General features: G+C 47.5%; 18 protein-coding genes and 1 pseudogene. 6 read left to right on the plus strand and 13 right to left on the minus strand.

Going from position 1 to position 18,276, the window contains the following annotated elements:
- Positions 1–5: 5 nt before the first annotated feature.
- Entirely contained in the window at positions 6–461 is a 456-nt protein-coding gene (locus MKX74_RS22335) for a chemotaxis protein CheX (protein ID WP_018885560.1), read from the minus strand.
- Between the two features lie 593 nt (positions 462–1,054).
- Here MKX74_RS22335 and MKX74_RS22340 point away from each other — a divergent pair.
- The 5 genes and pseudogenes from MKX74_RS22340 (at position 1,055) to MKX74_RS22360 (ending at position 5,787) form a co-directional block, all read left to right on the plus strand.
- Positions 1,055–1,957 (plus strand): LysR family transcriptional regulator, encoded by a 903-nt coding sequence (locus MKX74_RS22340; protein WP_018885561.1) that lies wholly within the window; start codon positions 1,055–1,057, stop codon positions 1,955–1,957.
- Between the two features lie 18 nt (positions 1,958–1,975).
- Positions 1,976–2,785, plus strand: coding sequence for a histidinol-phosphatase (locus MKX74_RS22345; protein ID WP_341179889.1), 810 nt, complete (start codon positions 1,976–1,978; stop codon positions 2,783–2,785).
- 394 nt (positions 2,786–3,179) lie between these two features.
- Positions 3,180–3,728, plus strand: coding sequence for a sigma-70 family RNA polymerase sigma factor (locus tag MKX74_RS22350; protein ID WP_341179890.1), 549 nt, complete (start codon positions 3,180–3,182; stop codon positions 3,726–3,728).
- The gene (locus MKX74_RS22355) at positions 3,700–4,770 is read left to right on the plus strand and encodes a DUF4179 domain-containing protein (RefSeq protein ID WP_341179891.1); all 1,071 of its coding nucleotides are present in this window, start codon (positions 3,700–3,702) and stop codon (positions 4,768–4,770) included. The genes MKX74_RS22350 and MKX74_RS22355 overlap by 29 nt, the downstream gene beginning before the upstream one ends.
- Before the next feature lie 77 nt (positions 4,771–4,847).
- Positions 4,848–5,787: pseudogene (locus MKX74_RS22360) on the plus strand (IS1595 family transposase).
- 12 nt (positions 5,788–5,799) lie between these two features.
- On the opposite strand, the gene MKX74_RS22365 reads toward MKX74_RS22360, so the two are convergent.
- The 8 genes from MKX74_RS22365 to MKX74_RS22400 all read right to left on the minus strand — a co-directional run bounded on the left by MKX74_RS22365 (position 5,800) and on the right by MKX74_RS22400 (position 13,414).
- Positions 5,800–6,246, minus strand: coding sequence for a DinB family protein (locus MKX74_RS22365; RefSeq protein ID WP_018885565.1), 447 nt, complete (start codon positions 6,244–6,246; stop codon positions 5,800–5,802).
- A 322-nt stretch (positions 6,247–6,568) separates the two neighbouring features.
- Entirely contained in the window at positions 6,569–7,162 is a 594-nt protein-coding gene (locus MKX74_RS22370) for a GNAT family N-acetyltransferase (RefSeq protein WP_341179892.1), read from the minus strand.
- Positions 7,163–7,230: 68 nt separating this feature from the next.
- Positions 7,231–7,965, minus strand: a complete 735-nt coding sequence (locus MKX74_RS22375; RefSeq protein WP_341179893.1) for a metallophosphoesterase family protein — start codon at positions 7,963–7,965, stop codon at positions 7,231–7,233.
- A 60-nt stretch (positions 7,966–8,025) separates the two neighbouring features.
- Entirely contained in the window at positions 8,026–8,988 is a 963-nt protein-coding gene (locus tag MKX74_RS22380) for a metallophosphoesterase (protein ID WP_341179894.1), read from the minus strand.
- Positions 8,989–9,007: 19 nt separating this feature from the next.
- Positions 9,008–9,823, minus strand: a complete 816-nt coding sequence (locus MKX74_RS22385; RefSeq protein WP_445667328.1) for an aminoglycoside N(3)-acetyltransferase — start codon at positions 9,821–9,823, stop codon at positions 9,008–9,010.
- A 253-nt stretch (positions 9,824–10,076) separates the two neighbouring features.
- On the minus strand, positions 10,077–10,832 hold the full coding sequence (gene sdhB / locus MKX74_RS22390) for a succinate dehydrogenase iron-sulfur subunit (protein ID WP_025680173.1): 756 nt from the start codon (positions 10,830–10,832) through the stop codon (positions 10,077–10,079).
- An 83-nt stretch (positions 10,833–10,915) separates the two neighbouring features.
- The gene (gene sdhA / locus MKX74_RS22395; protein WP_018885571.1) at positions 10,916–12,661 is read right to left on the minus strand and encodes a succinate dehydrogenase flavoprotein subunit; all 1,746 of its coding nucleotides are present in this window, start codon (positions 12,659–12,661) and stop codon (positions 10,916–10,918) included.
- An 84-nt stretch (positions 12,662–12,745) separates the two neighbouring features.
- Complete coding sequence (locus MKX74_RS22400) at positions 12,746–13,414, minus strand: succinate dehydrogenase cytochrome b558 subunit (protein WP_025680175.1); 669 nt, start codon at positions 13,412–13,414, stop codon at positions 12,746–12,748.
- Positions 13,415–13,664: 250 nt separating this feature from the next.
- Between MKX74_RS22400 and MKX74_RS22405 the strand changes: the two genes are divergently transcribed.
- The gene (locus tag MKX74_RS22405) at positions 13,665–14,570 is read left to right on the plus strand and encodes a LysR family transcriptional regulator (RefSeq protein ID WP_025680176.1); all 906 of its coding nucleotides are present in this window, start codon (positions 13,665–13,667) and stop codon (positions 14,568–14,570) included.
- A 144-nt stretch (positions 14,571–14,714) separates the two neighbouring features.
- Here the strand turns inward: MKX74_RS22405 and MKX74_RS22410 are convergent, their stop codons facing one another.
- From MKX74_RS22410 to MKX74_RS22425, 4 genes are all read right to left on the minus strand, one after another.
- Entirely contained in the window at positions 14,715–14,915 is a 201-nt protein-coding gene (locus MKX74_RS22410) for a hypothetical protein (protein ID WP_341179895.1), read from the minus strand.
- On the minus strand, positions 14,916–15,539 hold the full coding sequence (locus MKX74_RS22415; protein WP_341179896.1) for an imm11 family protein: 624 nt from the start codon (positions 15,537–15,539) through the stop codon (positions 14,916–14,918). It lies immediately after the preceding gene.
- Positions 15,540–15,723: 184 nt separating this feature from the next.
- On the minus strand, positions 15,724–16,389 hold the full coding sequence (locus MKX74_RS22420) for a potassium channel family protein (RefSeq protein ID WP_341179897.1): 666 nt from the start codon (positions 16,387–16,389) through the stop codon (positions 15,724–15,726).
- A 59-nt stretch (positions 16,390–16,448) separates the two neighbouring features.
- A complete protein-coding gene (locus MKX74_RS22425; RefSeq protein ID WP_018885577.1) occupies positions 16,449–17,789 on the minus strand; it encodes a TrkH family potassium uptake protein in 1,341 nt (446 codons plus the stop codon).
- Between the last annotated feature and the right edge of the window lie 487 nt (positions 17,790–18,276).

Consider the following 18,276-nt stretch of genomic DNA (forward strand, 5'->3'; position numbering starts at 1 on the left):
CTATATTAGGAGATCATCACCTGAATATCCAGTTCACCGATTCCATCCATGACAAGAGGTATGCATAGCGCACGCTGTGGACTGATGTTGAGACTTGAGGAATTCACAACCTGCGGAGGAGTAATGTCTACTGCGACCCCTTGATTGGACAGAATCGTGCTTGCGTTACCGCTAATCATGTTACCCAGCTCGGAGATGGCACTTTTGCTCATTTCATCCATTTCTGTAATCACAAAGCCACCCATCATCGCTGACACGATCTTGAGGGCCACCTGCTCCTGAATACCGAACATCACATTACCACTCAATTGGCCCGTCATCCCGATCATGATCCAGATATGCCCGTCAATCACCTCGATGTCCTTGATACCGAGGGCTCCTGTCGAGGGAGAAATTTGAATCAACTGCTCAATGACATTACGAGCCGATTCCAGAAAAGGATTAATTACTTCCGCCTTCACGTTACCTTGCACCCCTTCGCTTATGGGTTTTTAGTCACACAACAAAAGTCCCATTTATCATTATTTGTATTATACTGTAAGATCAAAAACAATTCATTATAAATTAAAATAACACGTCACTTCTTCCTTATCGTCAAAAGGAAAGCCATTTTTTATAGCAAAAAGTACAATTTATACGAACTTTGTCCTATACGAAAATTTCACCAGTGATATTGGTAGCCTGTACCAAATTTAATTCTAAAGGACTTTAGTCTTATGTGATTTTTCGGGCAAATGAATGAGGGTATATAGCTTTCTCACATACTATTCACATACTTAAACGGTACAAGTGCTACATAAATAAAAACTACGGTTAGAGACAGGAGCATTGGGGGAAATAGTTCACTTATCCCATGATTTTCCGTTCATTTAATGAAGGAACACAATAACATGTGAGGAACCCATAGCAGTAATTCCAGCTTGCACATGAAAAAAATAGCTGCTTTTATCACGTTCCGACGGCTCTCTCATTGCCCTAGCGCCTGGATTCACCTATAATTTAGGGATAGAAAAAAGAATTCCGGCATTGTGAACAACAGATTAGGAGGGATTCCATGAATATCAGCCAATTGGAGACCCTGCTTACCATCTCCAAAACCATGAGCTTTCGCAAGGCGGGAGAGCTGCTAAATCTGACTCAGCCTGCGGTATCCGCCCAGATCAAGAGCCTGGAGGATGAGTTCAAGACCGTGCTCGTCGATCGGAACCAGCCGGTGACCTTAACGGACCCGGGAAAGGTATTTTTAGAGCATGCCGAACGAATACTGGATGTCGTGGAGGAGCTACGCCAGAAGCTGACCGATCTGAAAGAGGTACCTCAAGGTCAGATCATTATGGGCACGACCACATCCATAGCCATTCAGATTTTACCGCGAGTACTCTCCTATTTTCAGGACCAATTCCCTCTGATCAAGACCTCCATTCAATCCATGCCCTCATCAGCCATTTATCAGCAGGTGGAGAGTGGACTGATTGATGTAGGAATCGGGTATTTGATTGAGCGCAATCCGAACCTCAGTACTTCGATTTTGTATTACGATACCTTCGAGCTTGTTGTCTCGCCCCATCACCCCTTGGCATCCAGGCCACAGGCGACGATGGAAGCTCTGCGCGAGATTCCCCTGATTCTCTTGTCACCTGATACGGTAGGCCGCCGCTTCGTTGATGATGTATTTAAGAAATTCAATATTGAGCCTCATGTAGTGATGGAATTGTCCAGCAGTGAAGAAGTAAAGCGGATGGTTGAGATTAATCTTGGAGCTGCCATCATTTCCAAGCAATCCGTAACAGCCGAGATGCGTGCCGGGACGCTCAAGCTAATCCCTGTTCGTGAGTTGGAAGTTAGTCATCCTGTAGGAGTCATCTATAAATCCACCCGTTATCTGAACTCTGCCATGCAACAATTTTTAAGCGACCTGAAGGGAATGCCGGAGACGCATTTTATCAGCTCCGAGTGACAAGGAGGAACAGACAACATGAAGTTTGACCTGCATACTCACCATTTCCGCTGCGGACATGCAGACGGCAACATAAGGGACTACATAGAAGCTGGCATAGCAGCAGGATTACAGGTGATCGGTATATCTGATCATTCCCCATACTTGTGCAGTGACAAGGATCAGGCATTCCCACAAATCTACATGGCGAAATCACAGCTAAGTGGCTACGTTGAAGAGGTTCTGAAGCTGCAGCGCGAATATGCAGGACGAATTGATGTACTGCTCGGTCTGGAGACAGACTATTTTCCGGAGCACTTCGAATTGTATCGAACAACGCTCGCTGCCTATCCATTTGATTACCTGATCGGCTCTGTACATCATGTGGAGGGTGTCAGCATTTTCAATGAGCGCCGCTGGAAGGGTCTTAGCACGGAGAAGCAGCAGGAGGTCAAGAACACCTATTACAGAATGATCAAGGATTCTGCACGGAGTGGTATGTTCCAGATTCTAGGGCATATCGACGCTATGAAGGGCAACTATCCTGCATTCTCGGATATCGAGACCGAAGCAGCTATAGACGATACCCTGCAGACGATTGCTTCCTGCGGCATAGCCATTGAGATTAATACCTCTGGGAAGACCAAGCGAGTCGGTGGATGGTATCCGTCGAATAGCATTTTGGAACGTGCTTGTCATTATGGAGTCGAGGTTACCTTTGGTTCGGACGCTCATGTACCATCCCGTGTCGGTGATGACTGGGAGGAAGTACGCAGCCTGCTGAAGGAGATTGGCTATACATCCTGGGTATACTACAAGCAGCAGCAGAAGGTGACGGTTCCACTATAAGCTAGCTCAAGCAATCTCTCATTAGAAATGGGTCTGATCGTCACGGGCAGCCACTACGGCACTCTGGTGTGAAGGCCCATTTTTGTTTTGCGTTCTTGTTTTGCGTTCTTGTTTTGCGTATTTGTCTCACTTTTGCTTTCTTATCTTACTTTGTCCAGCTATTTTATCCTACTTTCAGGAACGTTCTAATCATTTCCATGCCTCTTCGTATCCTTCTCACCTCATGCTCTTTTCCCTGCGTATTCTTCTCCCTCTATGCCCTGCCTCCTCAATATGCCTCCCCTTATCCAGTATTGGGTTCTATATGCCCCCTATGACAGCCCATTTCAAAGAATTTTGAAACGTTTTGCCAGCCTAATCTCTCTAATTCAGAGAAGAAGGAGGTAAATTAGCCTTGAGTACATATTCAGAACTGATTATCCGAGCCAAGCAGGGTGATCCGAAAGCATTTCAGGAGCTGGTCCACACTGACAAAGAAAAGCTCTACAGAATGGCCTATATCTATATGGGGAATGAAGAGGATGCGTTGGAGGTTTTTCAGGAAACGATATATAAGGCTTTCAAGTCGATCTCCACGCTTGAGAACAACCAATACTACTCCACATGGATGACGCGGATTCTGATTAATACAGCTCTTGCCCTTCTAAGAAGAAAACAGAAAGTGATCCCTTTTAGTCCAGAAATACTTGAAAATCACGCCAGCACGGACAATGGACAGCTTGAAGATCAGCTTGATCTGCTGCAAGCACTGGACACGCTGGAAGAGAAATACAAGTCGGTGCTACTGCTACGCTTCTATAAAGATTTCACGATCAAGCAGATTGCCGAGATCCTGGATATTCCTGAAGGTACGGTCAAGACTCATATCCATCGCGGCTTGTCCAGCCTTCGCCAACAACTGAAAGGAGCCTATGATGAAGACAGAACAGATTCCTTCCTTTAAAAAGGAGATCGACAGCATCCCCGTGCCGATAGATCGACTCGATCAGATCATTTCAGCTACCTGTCAAGAGGAGCATCCGAGAAGACCATCGCCCACCCGGCTACGAAAAAAAGTGTTGTATCGTGCAAGCGCCGCCGTGGCCACACTTGGTCTGCTGCTTGGCTCAGGCTTCGTCTCTCCGGCTATGGCCAGTATCATGGCGCAGATTCCCGTAATCGGTTCAATATTTGTTCAGCAAGGAGATCCCGGGCTGAGGAATGCCAGTGAGCAGGGCTTAACTACGGCCATTGGAGAGACCCGAACCAACGATGGTAGTTCGATGACCATTAACGAGGTGTTTTACGACGGAATAAGACTATCCGTGGCCTATTCCTTGGTATCGCAGCAGCCACTGGACTGGGATGCCCAACTAAGGACTGACATTACCGTGAACGGCAAAGAAACTTTCTTCAACAGAGGCCAGACCCGAACAGAAATAACACCAACCTATCATGTCGGAATTATTGACATCGACCCACCTGCTGATCTGCCGGATCAGTTCGAGCTAGGCCTTCTCTTCCATGAGGGAGAGAACAGGCAATGGAAGTTCAATATTCCTGTAATCATGCAGACTGACACGCAGCTCATTACAGTGAACCATAAGCAACGAGTAGCAGATATTGAGTTGAACGTGGCTAACATCAAAAGCAGTGCGGCTGGCATGCTGTTGACCTATAATACAATAACGAGCGAAGATGATCATTCAGATTATAGGATAACCTTTAAAATGAAGGATCAGGAAGGCAGAAGGTTGGTAACATCTTCAGGAGGAACCAGCGTCGAGGTTCGTGATGGTATCCGTTACTCGTCCAGCACAAAATTGTTTGCACCGCTTGGTACAGACGTCACAGCACTGACTATCACGCCATATCTGTCTTTTCCCACCAGTGGTGAAGGGGTTGCTATTGATGAAGGTCACAAGGAATCTCTGCCCGAACAGAGGTCCGCATCCAATCAGATACAGGCTACAGAACTCGACAGCTTCACGGTTATAATCCCCTAACAAAAAGGCTTTGTTAAACTTTGTTGTTGATATTTGATAGTAACAAACAAACGTTCTACAACATAGGCAATATCACTATTCGGAGATGGTTTACCTATGGATTTAAAGGAACTGAAAAGCTTGCTACTGCCTTAAACGATAGCGAAAAACGAGAACTTGTTTACTTTTTGCAGACTCGAACGACGGGGATTGCTAATCAAATACCGGCAATTGATGAAATTCAAGAGCAGAAGCACAAAGATGGACTTGTTTGTCCGCATTGTAAAAATCATTCTGTCTTGCGATTTGGAAAGTACGCTGTAAAAACATGCACTGGAGAGGTTAAACGTCAACATTACCGTTGTAAGTCCTGTCGCCAAACGTTCAATGACCTTACAAACACCCCTCTTCAACGCACGAGAAGACCTCATATTTAGGTTCGTTTTATTGAATGCATGATTGAGGGCTTTTCTCTGAGAAAATGTGCAGAGCAGTTAAACGATGAAGTCACGCATGTTCACCAAACGCAAGCCACGTAAACGTGGAGGTAAAGCTAATTATTGTGGTATAAGCCACGATCAAGTGTGCGTACTGGTTGCTCGTGACCGTCAGAAAATGACCTACTCTGGTGTGCTTGGGCGTGGACGTATTCGAACTACATAATTGGACGAAGCAATTGGCGGTCATCTCTCCGACTCAAACGTGCTATGCACTAATTCGTGGAGGGCATTCAGTTCCTATGCGAATTCAAAAGGCTTGGCTCATTATCGATTCAAGCCCGACGGAAAACAGCGTGTGAAAGGCGTATACCATATCCAAAACGTAAACAGCTACCACAGCCGCTTGAAGAAATGGATGGATCGCTTTAATGGTGTTGCAACGAAATATTTGCAACATTATTTGGCTTGGTTTCGATACTTAGACAGCAAGGAATATGAGAATACCGCATCGAATAAGAAAAATATGTTGGTCAAATCGTGCTTGTTTACTGTAACCGACACGAATACCAAACTTCGGATTTCTGCTTATTCTTGTTAAGCTAGCTGGCAGTTATGTACTAAAAATTTGTTCGAGATGGTGTTCCAAGTGCTCAACATAGTCTTTTATAAGCCACTCTAACGTAACAAGTTTTTCTTCACCAATGTCGCATAAATACAGCAACTTGTCTTCAGGAATGTTTGCAATGACTTCAGCCACTTGCTTATTCAACATAACCCAAAGAGCCAAAATATGATCAATACTTAGGTTTTGGTAATTCATGAGTTCCACCCAATGATTCTGGGCGTATTTTAACACTGAGTAAGGTTGAGATTCATATTGAGAACGCACAAATCGTTGTAAATTAGTAAGTGCGGAGTCACACAGATGCCCTAGTATTTCCTTTTTTGACCAACTGTTTGGTCGGGTCCGAATAGAAAAATCGAGTTCAGAATAAGTATGGATTCTGGATGGAACATCCGTAATCCTAAAATTAAGATGTTGTAAGATGGCTTCCATGGTATCTCCTCCAATTTGTTTTATAGATTGTACCAACACTAATATTGTGGGTCAACAATTGGTTATTACGTGCAGGTAATTCTTAAACAAACGGGTACGATAGCTTAATGAACCGCCTTTCAACTGAGGCGGTTTTCTTATGGTCAAATATCAACATTAGAATTTAACATAGCCAACAAAAAAAGTGGACCCGAAGCTTCGGGTCCCAAAATTTATAATATTCAAAAGGGGGTCATGTCATCATTGTACCCGCTGTCTGTTAGAGTCTTTTTGCATCTATATTTCAATTGTGTAACAAAACATAACGATAAGAAATCAGAGCTCAATATCGCGCTTGGTGAGTCCCCTCATTCGAAGTGATGAACTCCTCCGCATTGATGCCATAAACCTCTACGATCGTGCCTTCGTTTCCGATACCGTGATAGCCTAGCTTACGATCCAGCTTCATTCCGTTCTTCAGCAGCACACGTGCCGAAGCTCCGTTCTGCTCATGGCATCTGCCCTCGACTCGTTTGAAGCCCAGATTGCTAAAGCCCAGAGCTAGCCACTCCTTCACGATCTCACTTGCCAGCCCCTGCCCCCAATAGTCCCGCTCCAGAATATAGCCAATCTGCACCTGACCATTCCGCTCATTCCAGTGCTGATATGAGATCAGCCCAATCACCGTCTCATGCTCACGGAGTGTGATTACATAATGTAAGGCCTCCAGAGCGGCTGCGCTGGTATGGATTTGCTGTACAAGTCGAAGAGCCCGTTCCTCAGGCGGCTTGTTATTACGATTGACATATTGGACTACGAGCGGGTCTGACAGCAGCTGCCTCAGCCTGCCTCCATCCTCTGGACGCAGCTTGCGCATTCTGGTCCTTGCTGAATATAGCTCGGGAAGTGAAGCACGAATTGTCTGTTTCGTCAGCACCATATTACCTCCTTGGGTACCTCCGGTGGGCGTCCACAGCCTGACATTCATATCGCGGGACCGGAAGCTTAATCCTGCAAGCCTCTGTATATGGCAGTCCGTAATTCTCTGATGTAATAATTCAATGATGGCACCTTGGCCTCTTCAGCCTGTCTTACAGCCAGTTCAATATCGTACGGGACTCGAATGAACTGGATCGAGAAGCCTTCCCGTGTAGTGTCTCCTATATGCCCCTCCAGGATACAATACGAAGCCTCCGTCATATCCAGCGGATTGCCCACACTGCCTACATTGAATAAAGTTCTGCCGTGCAGGTGTTGCAGAAATGCATTATGTACATCTCCATACCCCACGGTATCAGGTTCGAAACGGCTGTCTTCCTTCTCATCGGGTGTTGGATCGAACATCCCCATTCGACTTTCAGCGGAATCCCACGGTTGTACCCGGTGGTAGACGCTCTGCGGAGAAGCATGGACAAGCCGAATACGGCGCCCACTCATTAGAAAATCATAATGGAATGGCAGCTCCCCTAGCTCACGAACTCGCTGTGGCCCCAATAGCTTCGCATGCCAACTGAAGTTCTCGTCCGATTCTCGTCCGATAAGCTCATCCCAGTTCCCTCTAATCATGATCTTGCAGTGCTTACGTGCACTTTCAAATACCTCTACAGGGTTCGGCCCTTTACCGACCAGATCTCCCAGGCAGTAGATTTCCGTAACCCCTCGTACAGATATATCCTCCAGTACTGCATTCCATGCAGCCAGATTGCCGTGCAAATCCGAGACTATAGCAATTCGTTGCATCCTGATTCCTCCTTCATCTCTAACCTCGCTGAACGAATTGCACCCTGAGCACTCCAGACGCTACACATCCTGTCCTCTTCGGAGCGTAAGCACCGTAAGCTCAGGCGGACACAATACCCGGACAGGCAGTTGGGTCATCCCGATACCTCGATTTACGTATACTGGCATCTTACGCTCTCCTACGCTATATAGCCCCTGCACGTACTTGCGTCCACCAGGTGGAGTCTTGAGCGCACCAAGGAACGGGGCCCGAATCTGCCCTCCATGGCTGTGCCCAGACAGCTGCAAATGAATGCCAGCTTCTGCAGCCTGATCTGCAAAATCAGGCGCATGCATGAGCAGCAGCTTGAACATGGTGGCTGGAATCCCTGCTATGGCTCTAGACAGATCCGGCTTGGTAAGCAGCAAATCCTCCAGGCCAACAATAGCTAATCGCTCTCCGTGACGCTCAAGGATCTCGTGTTCATTTTTGAGCAAGCGAAATCCAGTATGCTTATATAATGCCTGCACTCCTTCGGGTATACCCCGATAATCATGATTACCTAGCACAGTGTACTTCCCCAGCGGGGCCTCCATTGCAGCCAGCAAGGGAAGGTAGTCCTGCATGGAATCAGCATAATCATCGACAATGTCACCCGTGAAGCACAGCAAATCTGGCTGAAGCTGTCGAATAGCCTCTGCCATATTGTCAATATGATCATCATTCGTAAAGAAGCCCAGATGCATATCGCTGAAATGCACGATACGCATACCATCAAAGCTACTCGGCAGCCCCGGGAAGCTGAGCGACAACCGGGTAATCTCCAGCCTGTGTGGCTCCCAGACACTGGCATATCCGCCCGTCAGCAGGGCCATACCTACCGCCGCAACAGCCCCCTTCTTCAGAAAGCTTCGCCGTGTCATCTTGAGCTCTCCAGAGGCTACTGTCAGCCCAGATGTCATCTCATCCAGACCCAGCCTAGTATCTGTAGCTTCCTTCTCCCTATCCGACTCAGGCCTCCCTGCATGCGGTTTATCCACCATATGCATCAGGCCTCCTTATTTATAAAGTTCGGTTGACCGGTAGCCATGCTTGAGCATAATCGACTAACACCCGCTGTCGGCCCAAGAAACAGGATGCCTGACCGATCTCCATACGCCGAGCCTCACCTGGGTAATCCCGCTCAAAATCTGCCCCCAGGCGGTCAAAATCATCTGACGTAATATTGATATCCCGACGCTTAACCCATTGCTTGCTCCCCTGCTGTAGCACAGGCGCCAGAAGCTCCTGCTCTTCTTTCCCTGCATAATCCGTCCTGTACTCTGCAAGATGCAACGAGGTATTACTGTCATGTCCGCAGCCTAACAGTAACACATAAGCATCGTTCTCATACATTCTTGCCAGTGGAGAAGCCTCGCCAAGTGCAAAATCAAGACTGTGCTCAGCTAGCAAGGCCTCTGCAAGTGGACCTTGAGCAGCAAAGGAGAGCTGGGGATGCATGCTACGTATCACTCCAGGCAACAGCCGAAACAGCTCGGCGACTCGCCCCATGCCATTTGTAACCGTCAAGTATGGATCATAAGCCGGCATCTCCTCGCGGATCAGATTCCACCATTTCGGATCTGCCGGAGGAGCCTGCCATGTTGCAGGATCTGTCAGATCACTCGATTGCGTCGGCATGACCAGCGTTCCTTGCGGCCCCAATGCGAGTCGGAGCGCCGTAATGACAGTGCTCGCGTCGCCTGGAATATATCGTCCGAAGCTGCGCAGCGAAGTATGTACGAGCAGTGTCATGCCTTCACGAACACCCAGATTATGCAGGGAACGCACAAGCTCCGTCTGCGTAAGGGGCTGCTCAATGATCATGTTATGAGTCATTCGCTCAATTCCTTTCAGCTTGCTGTTCAAACCGCTATCCACCTTAAATCATGGAACAGCAGGCTTAAGAGCGGTCGACAAGGCTCACCGCTTGCGGCGACTCTATACTCAGCTGTAATCTGATTAAGGTACTGGGTCGTTTTTATTACACGTAGTATATCATAAGCCGGAAGTCTATTGAAAAAAAACGCTCCCCGCCAGACAACTGCTGTGCAGTTCTCATGACAGGGAGCATTTCAAGGATGCTGTACCGTTACACCGTCAGCCAACGCTTAAACATGTGCTTGGTCGTTTCCTTGTTCATTTCAGCAATTGAAGTTGTCAATGGAATACCTTTCGGACAAGCGCGTACACAGTTCTGTGAGTTGCCGCAGCCTTCGATTCCACCAGCCTCCATTAGCGCCTCCAGACGCTCATCCTTGTTCATCTCACCTGTAGGATGACTGTTGAATAGACGAACCTGAGAGATCGCCGCAGGTCCAATGAAGTCTGTCTTCTCGTTCACATTCGGACAAGCCTCCAGGCAGACGCCGCAGGTCATACATTTGGACAGCTCATAAGCCCATTGTCGTTTCTTCTCATTCATTCTCGGACCGGCACCCAGGTCGTAGGTACCGTCGATTGGAATCCATGCTTTTACCTTCTTCAGTGCATTGAACATCCGTCCACGGTCAATGACCAGATCCCGTACTACAGGGAAGGTGCTCATCGGTGCCACCTGTACCGGCTGCTCCAGTTGATCGATCAACGCCGCACAAGCCTGACGCGGCTTGCCGTTAATCACCATGGAGCAGGCACCACATACCTCCTCCAGACAGTTGGATTCCCAGCATACTGGTGCTGTATCGCCCCCTGAGCTGGTGACTGGATTCCGCTGAATCTCCATCAGAGCACTGATGACATTCATGCCAGAGCGGTAAGGAATCTCGAACTCTTCCTTATACGGTGCCGACTCCGGCTGATCCTGACGGGTAATGACTAGCTTAACCGTTTTTTTCACATCGGCCATCCTATTTCATCCTTTCCTCCGGCTGCCCGTTAATATAGGCGCAGACAGACCGGGTAGTCGTCACTTCAGCCATCTTGGCCGAATTATTTGCTCTTGGAATAGTCACGTACACGCGGTGGAATGAGAGATACGTCCACAGGCTCGTACGAGATTTGTGGCCCTTCCGGAGTCCAATCCGCAATGGTCGTCTTCAGGAACCCTTCATCATTCCGATCCGGGAATTCCGGCTTATAGTGTGCACCACGGCTCTCATCACGCAGCAGCGCACCCTTGGTCATCGCCTCTGCCAGCTCCAGCATATTCCACAGCTGACGTGTGAAGGCTGCGCCGGTATTGTTCCAGCGCGATGCGTCATTGATGTTAATTTTGCGGTAGCGCTGCTTGAGCTCCTTGATTTTGTTGATCGTCGCTTCGAGCTTATCGTTGTAGCGCACCACTGTCATATTGTTGGTCATCCACTCGCCAAGCTCTTTATGAATGACATAGGCGTTCTCGTTACCATCGTTGGTCAGAATACCTTCATATTTATCTACCTGCTGCTTGCGTTGCCCCTCGAATACAGAGGAAGCTACATCGCGAGCCGATTTCTTAAGCCCCTTGATGTACTCTACTGCTTTCGGGCCAGCAACCATGCCGCCATAGATAGCTGATAGCAAGGAGTTCGCGCCGAGACGGTTCGCACCATGATACTGGAACTCACATTCACCAGCAGCGAACAGACCAGGAATGTTCGTCATTTGATTGTAATCTACCCACATCCCACCCATGGAGTAGTGAACCGCAGGGAAGATGCGCATGGGCAGCTTGCGTGGATCGTCACCGACGAATTTCTCATAGATTTCAATAATTCCACCGAGCTTGACGTCCAGCTCTTTGGGGTCCTTATGCGATAAGTCCAGATAGACCATGTTCTCGCCGTTAATTCCGAGCCCCTGATCCACGCAGACACTGAAGATTTCACGAGTTGCGATATCACGCGGAACCAGGTTGCCGTAAGCCGGATATTTTTCCTCCAGGAAGTACCAAGGCTTACCGTCCTTATAAGTCCAGATCCGCCCACCTTCACCCCGAGCCGACTCGGACATCAGACGCAGCTTGTCATCACCAGGAATGGCCGTTGGGTGAATCTGGATGAACTCACCATTTGCATAGCGTACACCCTGCTGATATACCGCGCCGGCAGCAGTTCCGGTATTAATGACGGAATTCGTCGTTTTACCGAAAATAATGCCAGGGCCACCGGAGGCAAGAATAACGGCATCGGCTATAATGGTCGCGATCTCCATCGTCTTCAGCTCCTGAGCCACAATACCACGGCAGATCCCCTCATCATCAATAACAGCCTGAAGGAATTCAGAGTTCTCGTGCTTGGTGACAAGTCCTGCTGCTTCCCAGCGACGTACCTGCTCATCCAATGCATACAAGAGCTGCTGCCCTGTCGTAGCACCTGCAAATGCAGTACGGTGATGCTGAGTACCACCAAAACGGCGGAAATCAAGCAGACCCTCAGGGGTACGGTTGAACATAACACCCATACGATCCATGAGGTGGATAATACCCGGTGCCGCTTCGCACATCGCCTTAACTGGTGGCTGATTAGCCAGGAAATCTCCCCCATAGACGGAATCATCGAAGTGAATCCACGGGGAGTCGCCCTCACCTTTGGTATTTACTGCTCCGTTAATACCGCCCTGCGCACAGACCGAGTGTGAGCGCTTGACTGGTACCAGCGAGAATAGGTCTACGTGAACGCCTGCTTCTGCCGCCTTGATGGTCGCCATCAAGCCAGCGAGACCGCCGCCCACGACAATAATATTGGATGCTGCCATGAATTCTCACTTCCTCTTCAGTAATACTTGCCGATGAATCTTGTTATGATCATCTACTATGATGCAAACCTCTATAATCCATTCTTAGCTGTACAGAGCGGAAATGGTATTCAGCAGAGAGGTTGCCTCACTGAATTCAGCCCCACGGAACGCAAAGAGTGTCGCAATGAACATGACGGACATCACTGCAAATACTCCCATGCAAATGAAAGAGGAGACACGTTGAGCACGTGCACCTACTGTAATCCCCCAGCTAACCAGGAAGGACCATAGTCCATTGGCAAAGTGAAAGGATACGGCCACTACACTGATTGTGTAGAGGACGAACGATACAGGATTGCTCAGAATAGCATACATCTGGCCGCCAAGCTGCTCATGCGTAATGTTGCCCAATGCCACCTGCACTCGCGTATCATACACGTGCCAGATAATGAAGACGAAGGCAATGACGCCTGTAATCCGCTGTACCAAATAGCGCCAGTTGCGCTCATACCCGTAGCGATTCACATTCGGCTTCGCCTGGTAGGCAATGTATAGACCATATACACCGTGGAACAGCATCGGTAAATAGATCATTACGAACTCCAAAACCAGGATCAGCGGTAGACCATTAATGAAAGCCACGCTCTTGTCAAAGCCTTCCTTGCCGTTCTCTACTGCGCTGAAATTGGCGAGCAGGTGATTCACAAAAAACAGGCCCAGTGGAATGATACCAAGCAAAGAGTGAATCTTGCGGGAGTAAAACCCTTTCATATGCATTGTTCCCCTTCCCAAAAATAGCGTTTTCAAATTCTATATTTATCATATCTCCCAAGAGGAGTTTCGACAAATTGTTCCTAAACCTGACTGATTAACTGTGAACAACTTGTGTCACTTTTTATGTTACTCCTTTTCATCTTATAATGGAATTGCAATATATTTATTAATTGTTATAACATTTAAGCATATACCCGTTAAAACTAAGCTGTGGTTGGTTGATTTAGACGAAAAGGAGCTGGTAGCCCTGTTTGAGGATATGAGTGCGTTTGCCGTCGTTGTAGAGCAATCGAGCCTGAATAAGGCTTCAAAGCTATTAAATTTATCACAGCCTGCCCTGTCACGAAAAATAGCCAAGCTGGAGGAGGAACTGGGAGTCAAACTGTTCGACAGACGCGGTAAGCGGCTGGAATTAACTTCTACCGGTCGCTTTGTCTACACCTTCGCGCTGGAGCAAAGACAGCGGCAGCTTCGCTTCCTGAACAAGCTGTCGCAATACAAGCAGGAGGGGCAGAGTGAATTGACGCTGGGTGCAAGTCTGACGACGATTCAGACAACCCTGCCTACGCTGATGGAGGCTTTCATGAGCAAGCACCCCCAGACTGAGCTGAAGCTACTGACCGGCAAGACGCATGAGATCGTCGGCTTTGTGCGGGACAAGAAGGCAGATGCCGGCATCGTAGGCTCCTCCATTGAAGAGCCCGGGCTGAGCTGTGTCCCACTCTTCGATGATCATCTGATGCTGGTCGTCCCTGTCGGGCACCCGCTGGCCGCACAGCCGGGACCAACTGGAATGGCTGAGTTGCAAGGACTACCGATGATTTTCTTCTCCAAGGGAACGTGGTATCGTCGCCTCACGGACGAGCTGTTCCAGCAGAGTGGCATTATGCCAGACATTCGCATGGAGATTGATTCCTTCGAAGCGATCGTGCGCCTACTGCCTACCTGCAAGGCAGCCGCATTGCTGCCCAAATCCTATCTGCGCAAGGAGCTGGTACGGGATAGCGGCCTCGTAGCCGTGTTCATGCCCGAGTTGAAGGAGACTCGGCGAACAACCTGTCTCATCTACGCTGAGACCGTCGAGCATGGACCGACTGCCAGGCAGTGGATTAGCGAGACACGCGCTTCCTTTGCTGGGTACCGGATGATCTGAAGCACGATTGTAACTATCCGAAAAGAAAGCTGAATCTGAGAAAAAATACAGATACAGCTTTCTTTTCATAGAAATGCTATTTACTTCAATAACTCACCTAAACGGGAGCCGAGAAACTTGCCAGAGCACCTCTCCAAGTTCTGACTACTCACCTCGTTCGACTTCATGCCACTTCAAATCCAAAAGAATTGGAGGAATATAAATCAACTTGGCAAAATCGTAATTAAGGTCATAGGTTAAGTTCCCCACCAGCAGCTCCTTGCTTGCATCCTTTTTCAATTTCCAATGAGCACTAGCTACGGCTTTGCCTTCATTAAGAAGCTTCATAGCTGTATCCCAATCCATTTAGACTCCCTTATTTTTCTCCAATTCAGCTAAATAATGCTCATAACGCTCCTTCTGAGCAAGCTCGTCTGCTTTTGTGAACTCGGAATCCCATACCGGGATGAAATCTAATCCTTTCAGACCCGCCTCTAGCACCGCATCACGAAACTCATCTGAGACATATACACTAGTTCTTACTAATTCAGGTATCTTGAAAATATGTCTTTTCTCCGTACGCAGCATTTCTTCTTTGAAGTATAAGCTATGATAAGAAAACAAAATATCATACTTAATTTCCGGATCAGAATTCTCATGATCCACGCAGTCCAATATATTGGTTACATTACAGAAATAAAATTGATATTTATCATCTATTAACGGTAAAAATTCTACTAAATCGGCGATTAATGGCTCAAGAATTGTGATTGAACGTTCATGAAAAACATTCATAGCAGGTGCATATCTAGGAAAGTCAATTGCTTTGTTTTTATCTGTTTTATAAATTACTTTTAAAGGTTTCCATGTATCCTTTATAGGTTGTCCCCTTGATATATTACCAAGTATTTCATCAATTTCTGGTTTTGTTCCGTCTTCAATGTCAATCATTAAAGCATTTAATCCTGTAGCTAACTGCCAAATCTTCATTTTTCCCCTTCATTTTTTTGTGAATTTCATTGTCAAAATTTAATTGTACAACCAAAAAAAGCTGTGATATTGTTGCTATCTCCAGCAACAATATCACAGCCGTTTGAAATACTAAATCATATATTTGTAAAAAAAGTTAAAAAACATCCACGAAAGCACTGCTATTGAAGATAAATCTACATCCTTACTCATTAACGACCTCATCCTCGAAGCGCTCCAGATTATCATTGCTTCCGATGACGACCATGATATCATCCTTGTGCAGTCGATCCATGGCCGTAGGCGCAATGCGCACCCCCGCAGAGGTATGAAGGGCTACGACCGTGCAGCCGAAACGGGTGCGAGAATTCAGGTCTGCCAGTGTCATATCATGAAGACAAGCGGGTACCTTGAGCTCCACAATGGAGTATTCACCTGATAATTCCAGGTAGTCCAGCAGATGCGGAGTAACGAGCTGATGAGCCACCCGTATGGCCATGTCGCGTTCTGGGTATACAATACGATCCACGCCCAGCTTTTCCAGTGCCCGTCCGTGCAGCTTGGAGATGGCTTTGGCTATGACCGTCTTGACTCCCATTTCCTTGAGCAGGATCGTAGTCAGAATGCTCATCTGAATATCGTTGCCGATCGCTACAATCCCGCAGTCAAAGTTCCGTACCCCAAGGGAACGAAGCGTCTGCTCATCGGTGGCATCAGCCACAACCGTATGCGTCAGCAGCTCACTCATCTCATCTACTGCTTCCTCATCTTTATCAATGCCCAGTACCTCACAGCCCATCTCCATAAGCTGTATTCCCAGATTTGCGCCGAACCGTCCCAGTCCAATGATGACATACTGCCCTGTTTTCATGACCTCTCCGTAACTCTCCTATTCTTAACCCATGATGAATTTCTTCTTAACGTAACGAATCAACCGATAATCATCTTGCCTTCAGGATGTCTATACAGTTCTTTACCCTCGCGGCGACCTAATGCATACGCCATCGTAATCAGTCCGACCCGGCCAATGAACATTAGCATAATAATTAGCATTTTGCCGACGTCCGTGAGATCCTGAGTCAGTCCCATACTAAGCCCTACCGTCCCGAAGGCAGATGTAGCCTCGAACAGAATCATCAGAAAATGATGGTCCTCCGTCGTAGACAGGATCATCGTCGCTCCAATGACTATGAACAGGGCCAGCAGCACTATGGATAGAGCCTTGAGAACACGCTCCTGTTCGAGCCTGTAACGAAAGAACACGATATCCTCTCTTCCTCTAATCATAGCCCATACGGCACCCAGCAGCAGCACGAACGTAGTCGTTTTGATCCCACCTCCAGTTGATCCCGGAGAAGCACCGATGAACATTAATAAAATCATGAAAAACTGCGTAGCCTGCTCCATATTCGCAATATCCAGTGTATTTGCACCTGCCGTCCGTGTGGCCACAGACTGGAACAGGGAAGCGAGAAGCTTACCTCCCCCATCAAGACGGCCAAGAGTAGCGGGATTGACGAATTCGAAGATCAAAATAACCAGCATCCCTACCAAGATCAGGGCAGGAGTCACTGTTAGCACCACTTTGGAATGGAGAGACAGACGTCGTTTGCTCCGATATTCCACCAGATCAGACAGCACAACGAAGCCTAGTCCACCAGTGACAATCAGAAAAATCGAGATCAAATTAGTGAAGGGGTCTGCTACATAGCCGGTCAGACTACGGAAATCTCCGAAAATGTCGAACCCCGCATTGTTAAACAAGGATATCGAATGCCAGATACCGAAATACAAGGCTTGCCCCAAGGGCATGTCAAACGCCCAACGAATCGCGAATAGAACAGCGCACACCGCCTCAATCGTCAATGAGTAGATAATCACCTTGCGAATGAGAGCAACAATCCCCTCAACAGAGGTCTGGTTCATCGCCTCCTGCAGGATTAGTCTCTCCTTATAGGAGATTCTGCGCTTAAATACCAACGCTACAAGCGTAGCCATCGTCATGAAGCCCAGCCCACCGATCTGAATGAGTACTGCAATGACGATCTGACCGAATATGGTAAAATGAGTGCCTGTATCTACAACGACCAAGCCTGTAACACAGGTGGCCGAGGTAGCCGTGAACAGCGCATCCAGAAATGGCAGGGGCTCTCCCGATGTATTCGCAATAGGCAGCATCAAGAGCAATGTGCCCAGAAATATAATAAGAGCGAAGCCCCCAGCCAGAATACGGGGTGGCGATAATCTGAATTTTTGAATGTGAAGCTGCATGCCGACCTCCTCAAGCACAATTATCCCAAGTAGCCCCAAACCTATCCTCGTTCCCCCAGCTGACGAAGTGAACAAAAGGCTGAGCATAGGACGAACTACTCATAGCATTTCTTCTTTCAACGTAAAACATAATAAAAACATTTATCGTTGTACTTCACAGAAGACAGACCGCATTTAGTAGTAGTTTTTATTGCGATTACTGAATTGTTCAGCTCCACTGAAACTTAAAAACAGACATTTATTTATTACGTACAGGACGTATTGTTGGATGCATAGTTGGATTAGCATACAAATTATAATCGTTCCTCCTGCACTTCACAAAGGGATTTTCAGTGAAATACTGCAAAATTTCTGCAAATCCCGGTAAAACCCTGACCTTTTTGCGGATTCACTGCTGATTATTGTGTTTCTCATACATTCTTGCTGGAGCATTCTATTGATGACGAAGTACATTTGGAGCACATTTATTGTAGTAACGCTTGCCTTT

It is taken from the genome of Paenibacillus sp. FSL K6-1230, assembly GCF_038002385.1.
GTDB lineage: Bacteria > Bacillota > Bacilli > Paenibacillales > Paenibacillaceae > Paenibacillus > Paenibacillus massiliensis.

Coding starts and splice junctions, on each gene's coding strand:
- MKX74_RS22420 (WP_341179897.1), bottom strand. CDS start 16,389: ATGAAAACAGGGCAGTATGTCATCATTGGACTGGGACGGTTCGGCGCA.
- MKX74_RS22365 (WP_018885565.1), bottom strand. CDS start 6,246: ATGGAAGCCATCTTACAACATCTTAATTTTAGGATTACGGATGTTCCA.
- MKX74_RS22400 (WP_025680175.1), bottom strand. CDS start 13,414: ATGAAAGGGTTTTACTCCCGCAAGATTCACTCTTTGCTTGGTATCATT.
- MKX74_RS22345 (WP_341179889.1), top strand. CDS start 1,976: ATGAAGTTTGACCTGCATACTCACCATTTCCGCTGCGGACATGCAGAC.
- MKX74_RS22380 (WP_341179894.1), bottom strand. CDS start 8,988: ATGGTGGATAAACCGCATGCAGGGAGGCCTGAGTCGGATAGGGAGAAG.
- MKX74_RS22375 (WP_341179893.1), bottom strand. CDS start 7,965: ATGCAACGAATTGCTATAGTCTCGGATTTGCACGGCAATCTGGCTGCA.
- MKX74_RS22355 (WP_341179891.1), top strand. CDS start 3,700: ATGAAGACAGAACAGATTCCTTCCTTTAAAAAGGAGATCGACAGCATC.
- MKX74_RS22415 (WP_341179896.1), bottom strand. CDS start 15,539: ATGAAGATTTGGCAGTTAGCTACAGGATTAAATGCTTTAATGATTGAC.
- MKX74_RS22385 (WP_445667328.1), bottom strand. CDS start 9,823: ATGACTCATAACATGATCATTGAGCAGCCCCTTACGCAGACGGAGCTT.
- sdhA (WP_018885571.1), bottom strand. CDS start 12,661: ATGGCAGCATCCAATATTATTGTCGTGGGCGGCGGTCTCGCTGGCTTG.
- MKX74_RS22425 (WP_018885577.1), bottom strand. CDS start 17,789: ATGCAGCTTCACATTCAAAAATTCAGATTATCGCCACCCCGTATTCTG.
- MKX74_RS22340 (WP_018885561.1), top strand. CDS start 1,055: ATGAATATCAGCCAATTGGAGACCCTGCTTACCATCTCCAAAACCATG.
- MKX74_RS22410 (WP_341179895.1), bottom strand. CDS start 14,915: ATGGATTGGGATACAGCTATGAAGCTTCTTAATGAAGGCAAAGCCGTA.
- sdhB (WP_025680173.1), bottom strand. CDS start 10,832: ATGGCCGATGTGAAAAAAACGGTTAAGCTAGTCATTACCCGTCAGGAT.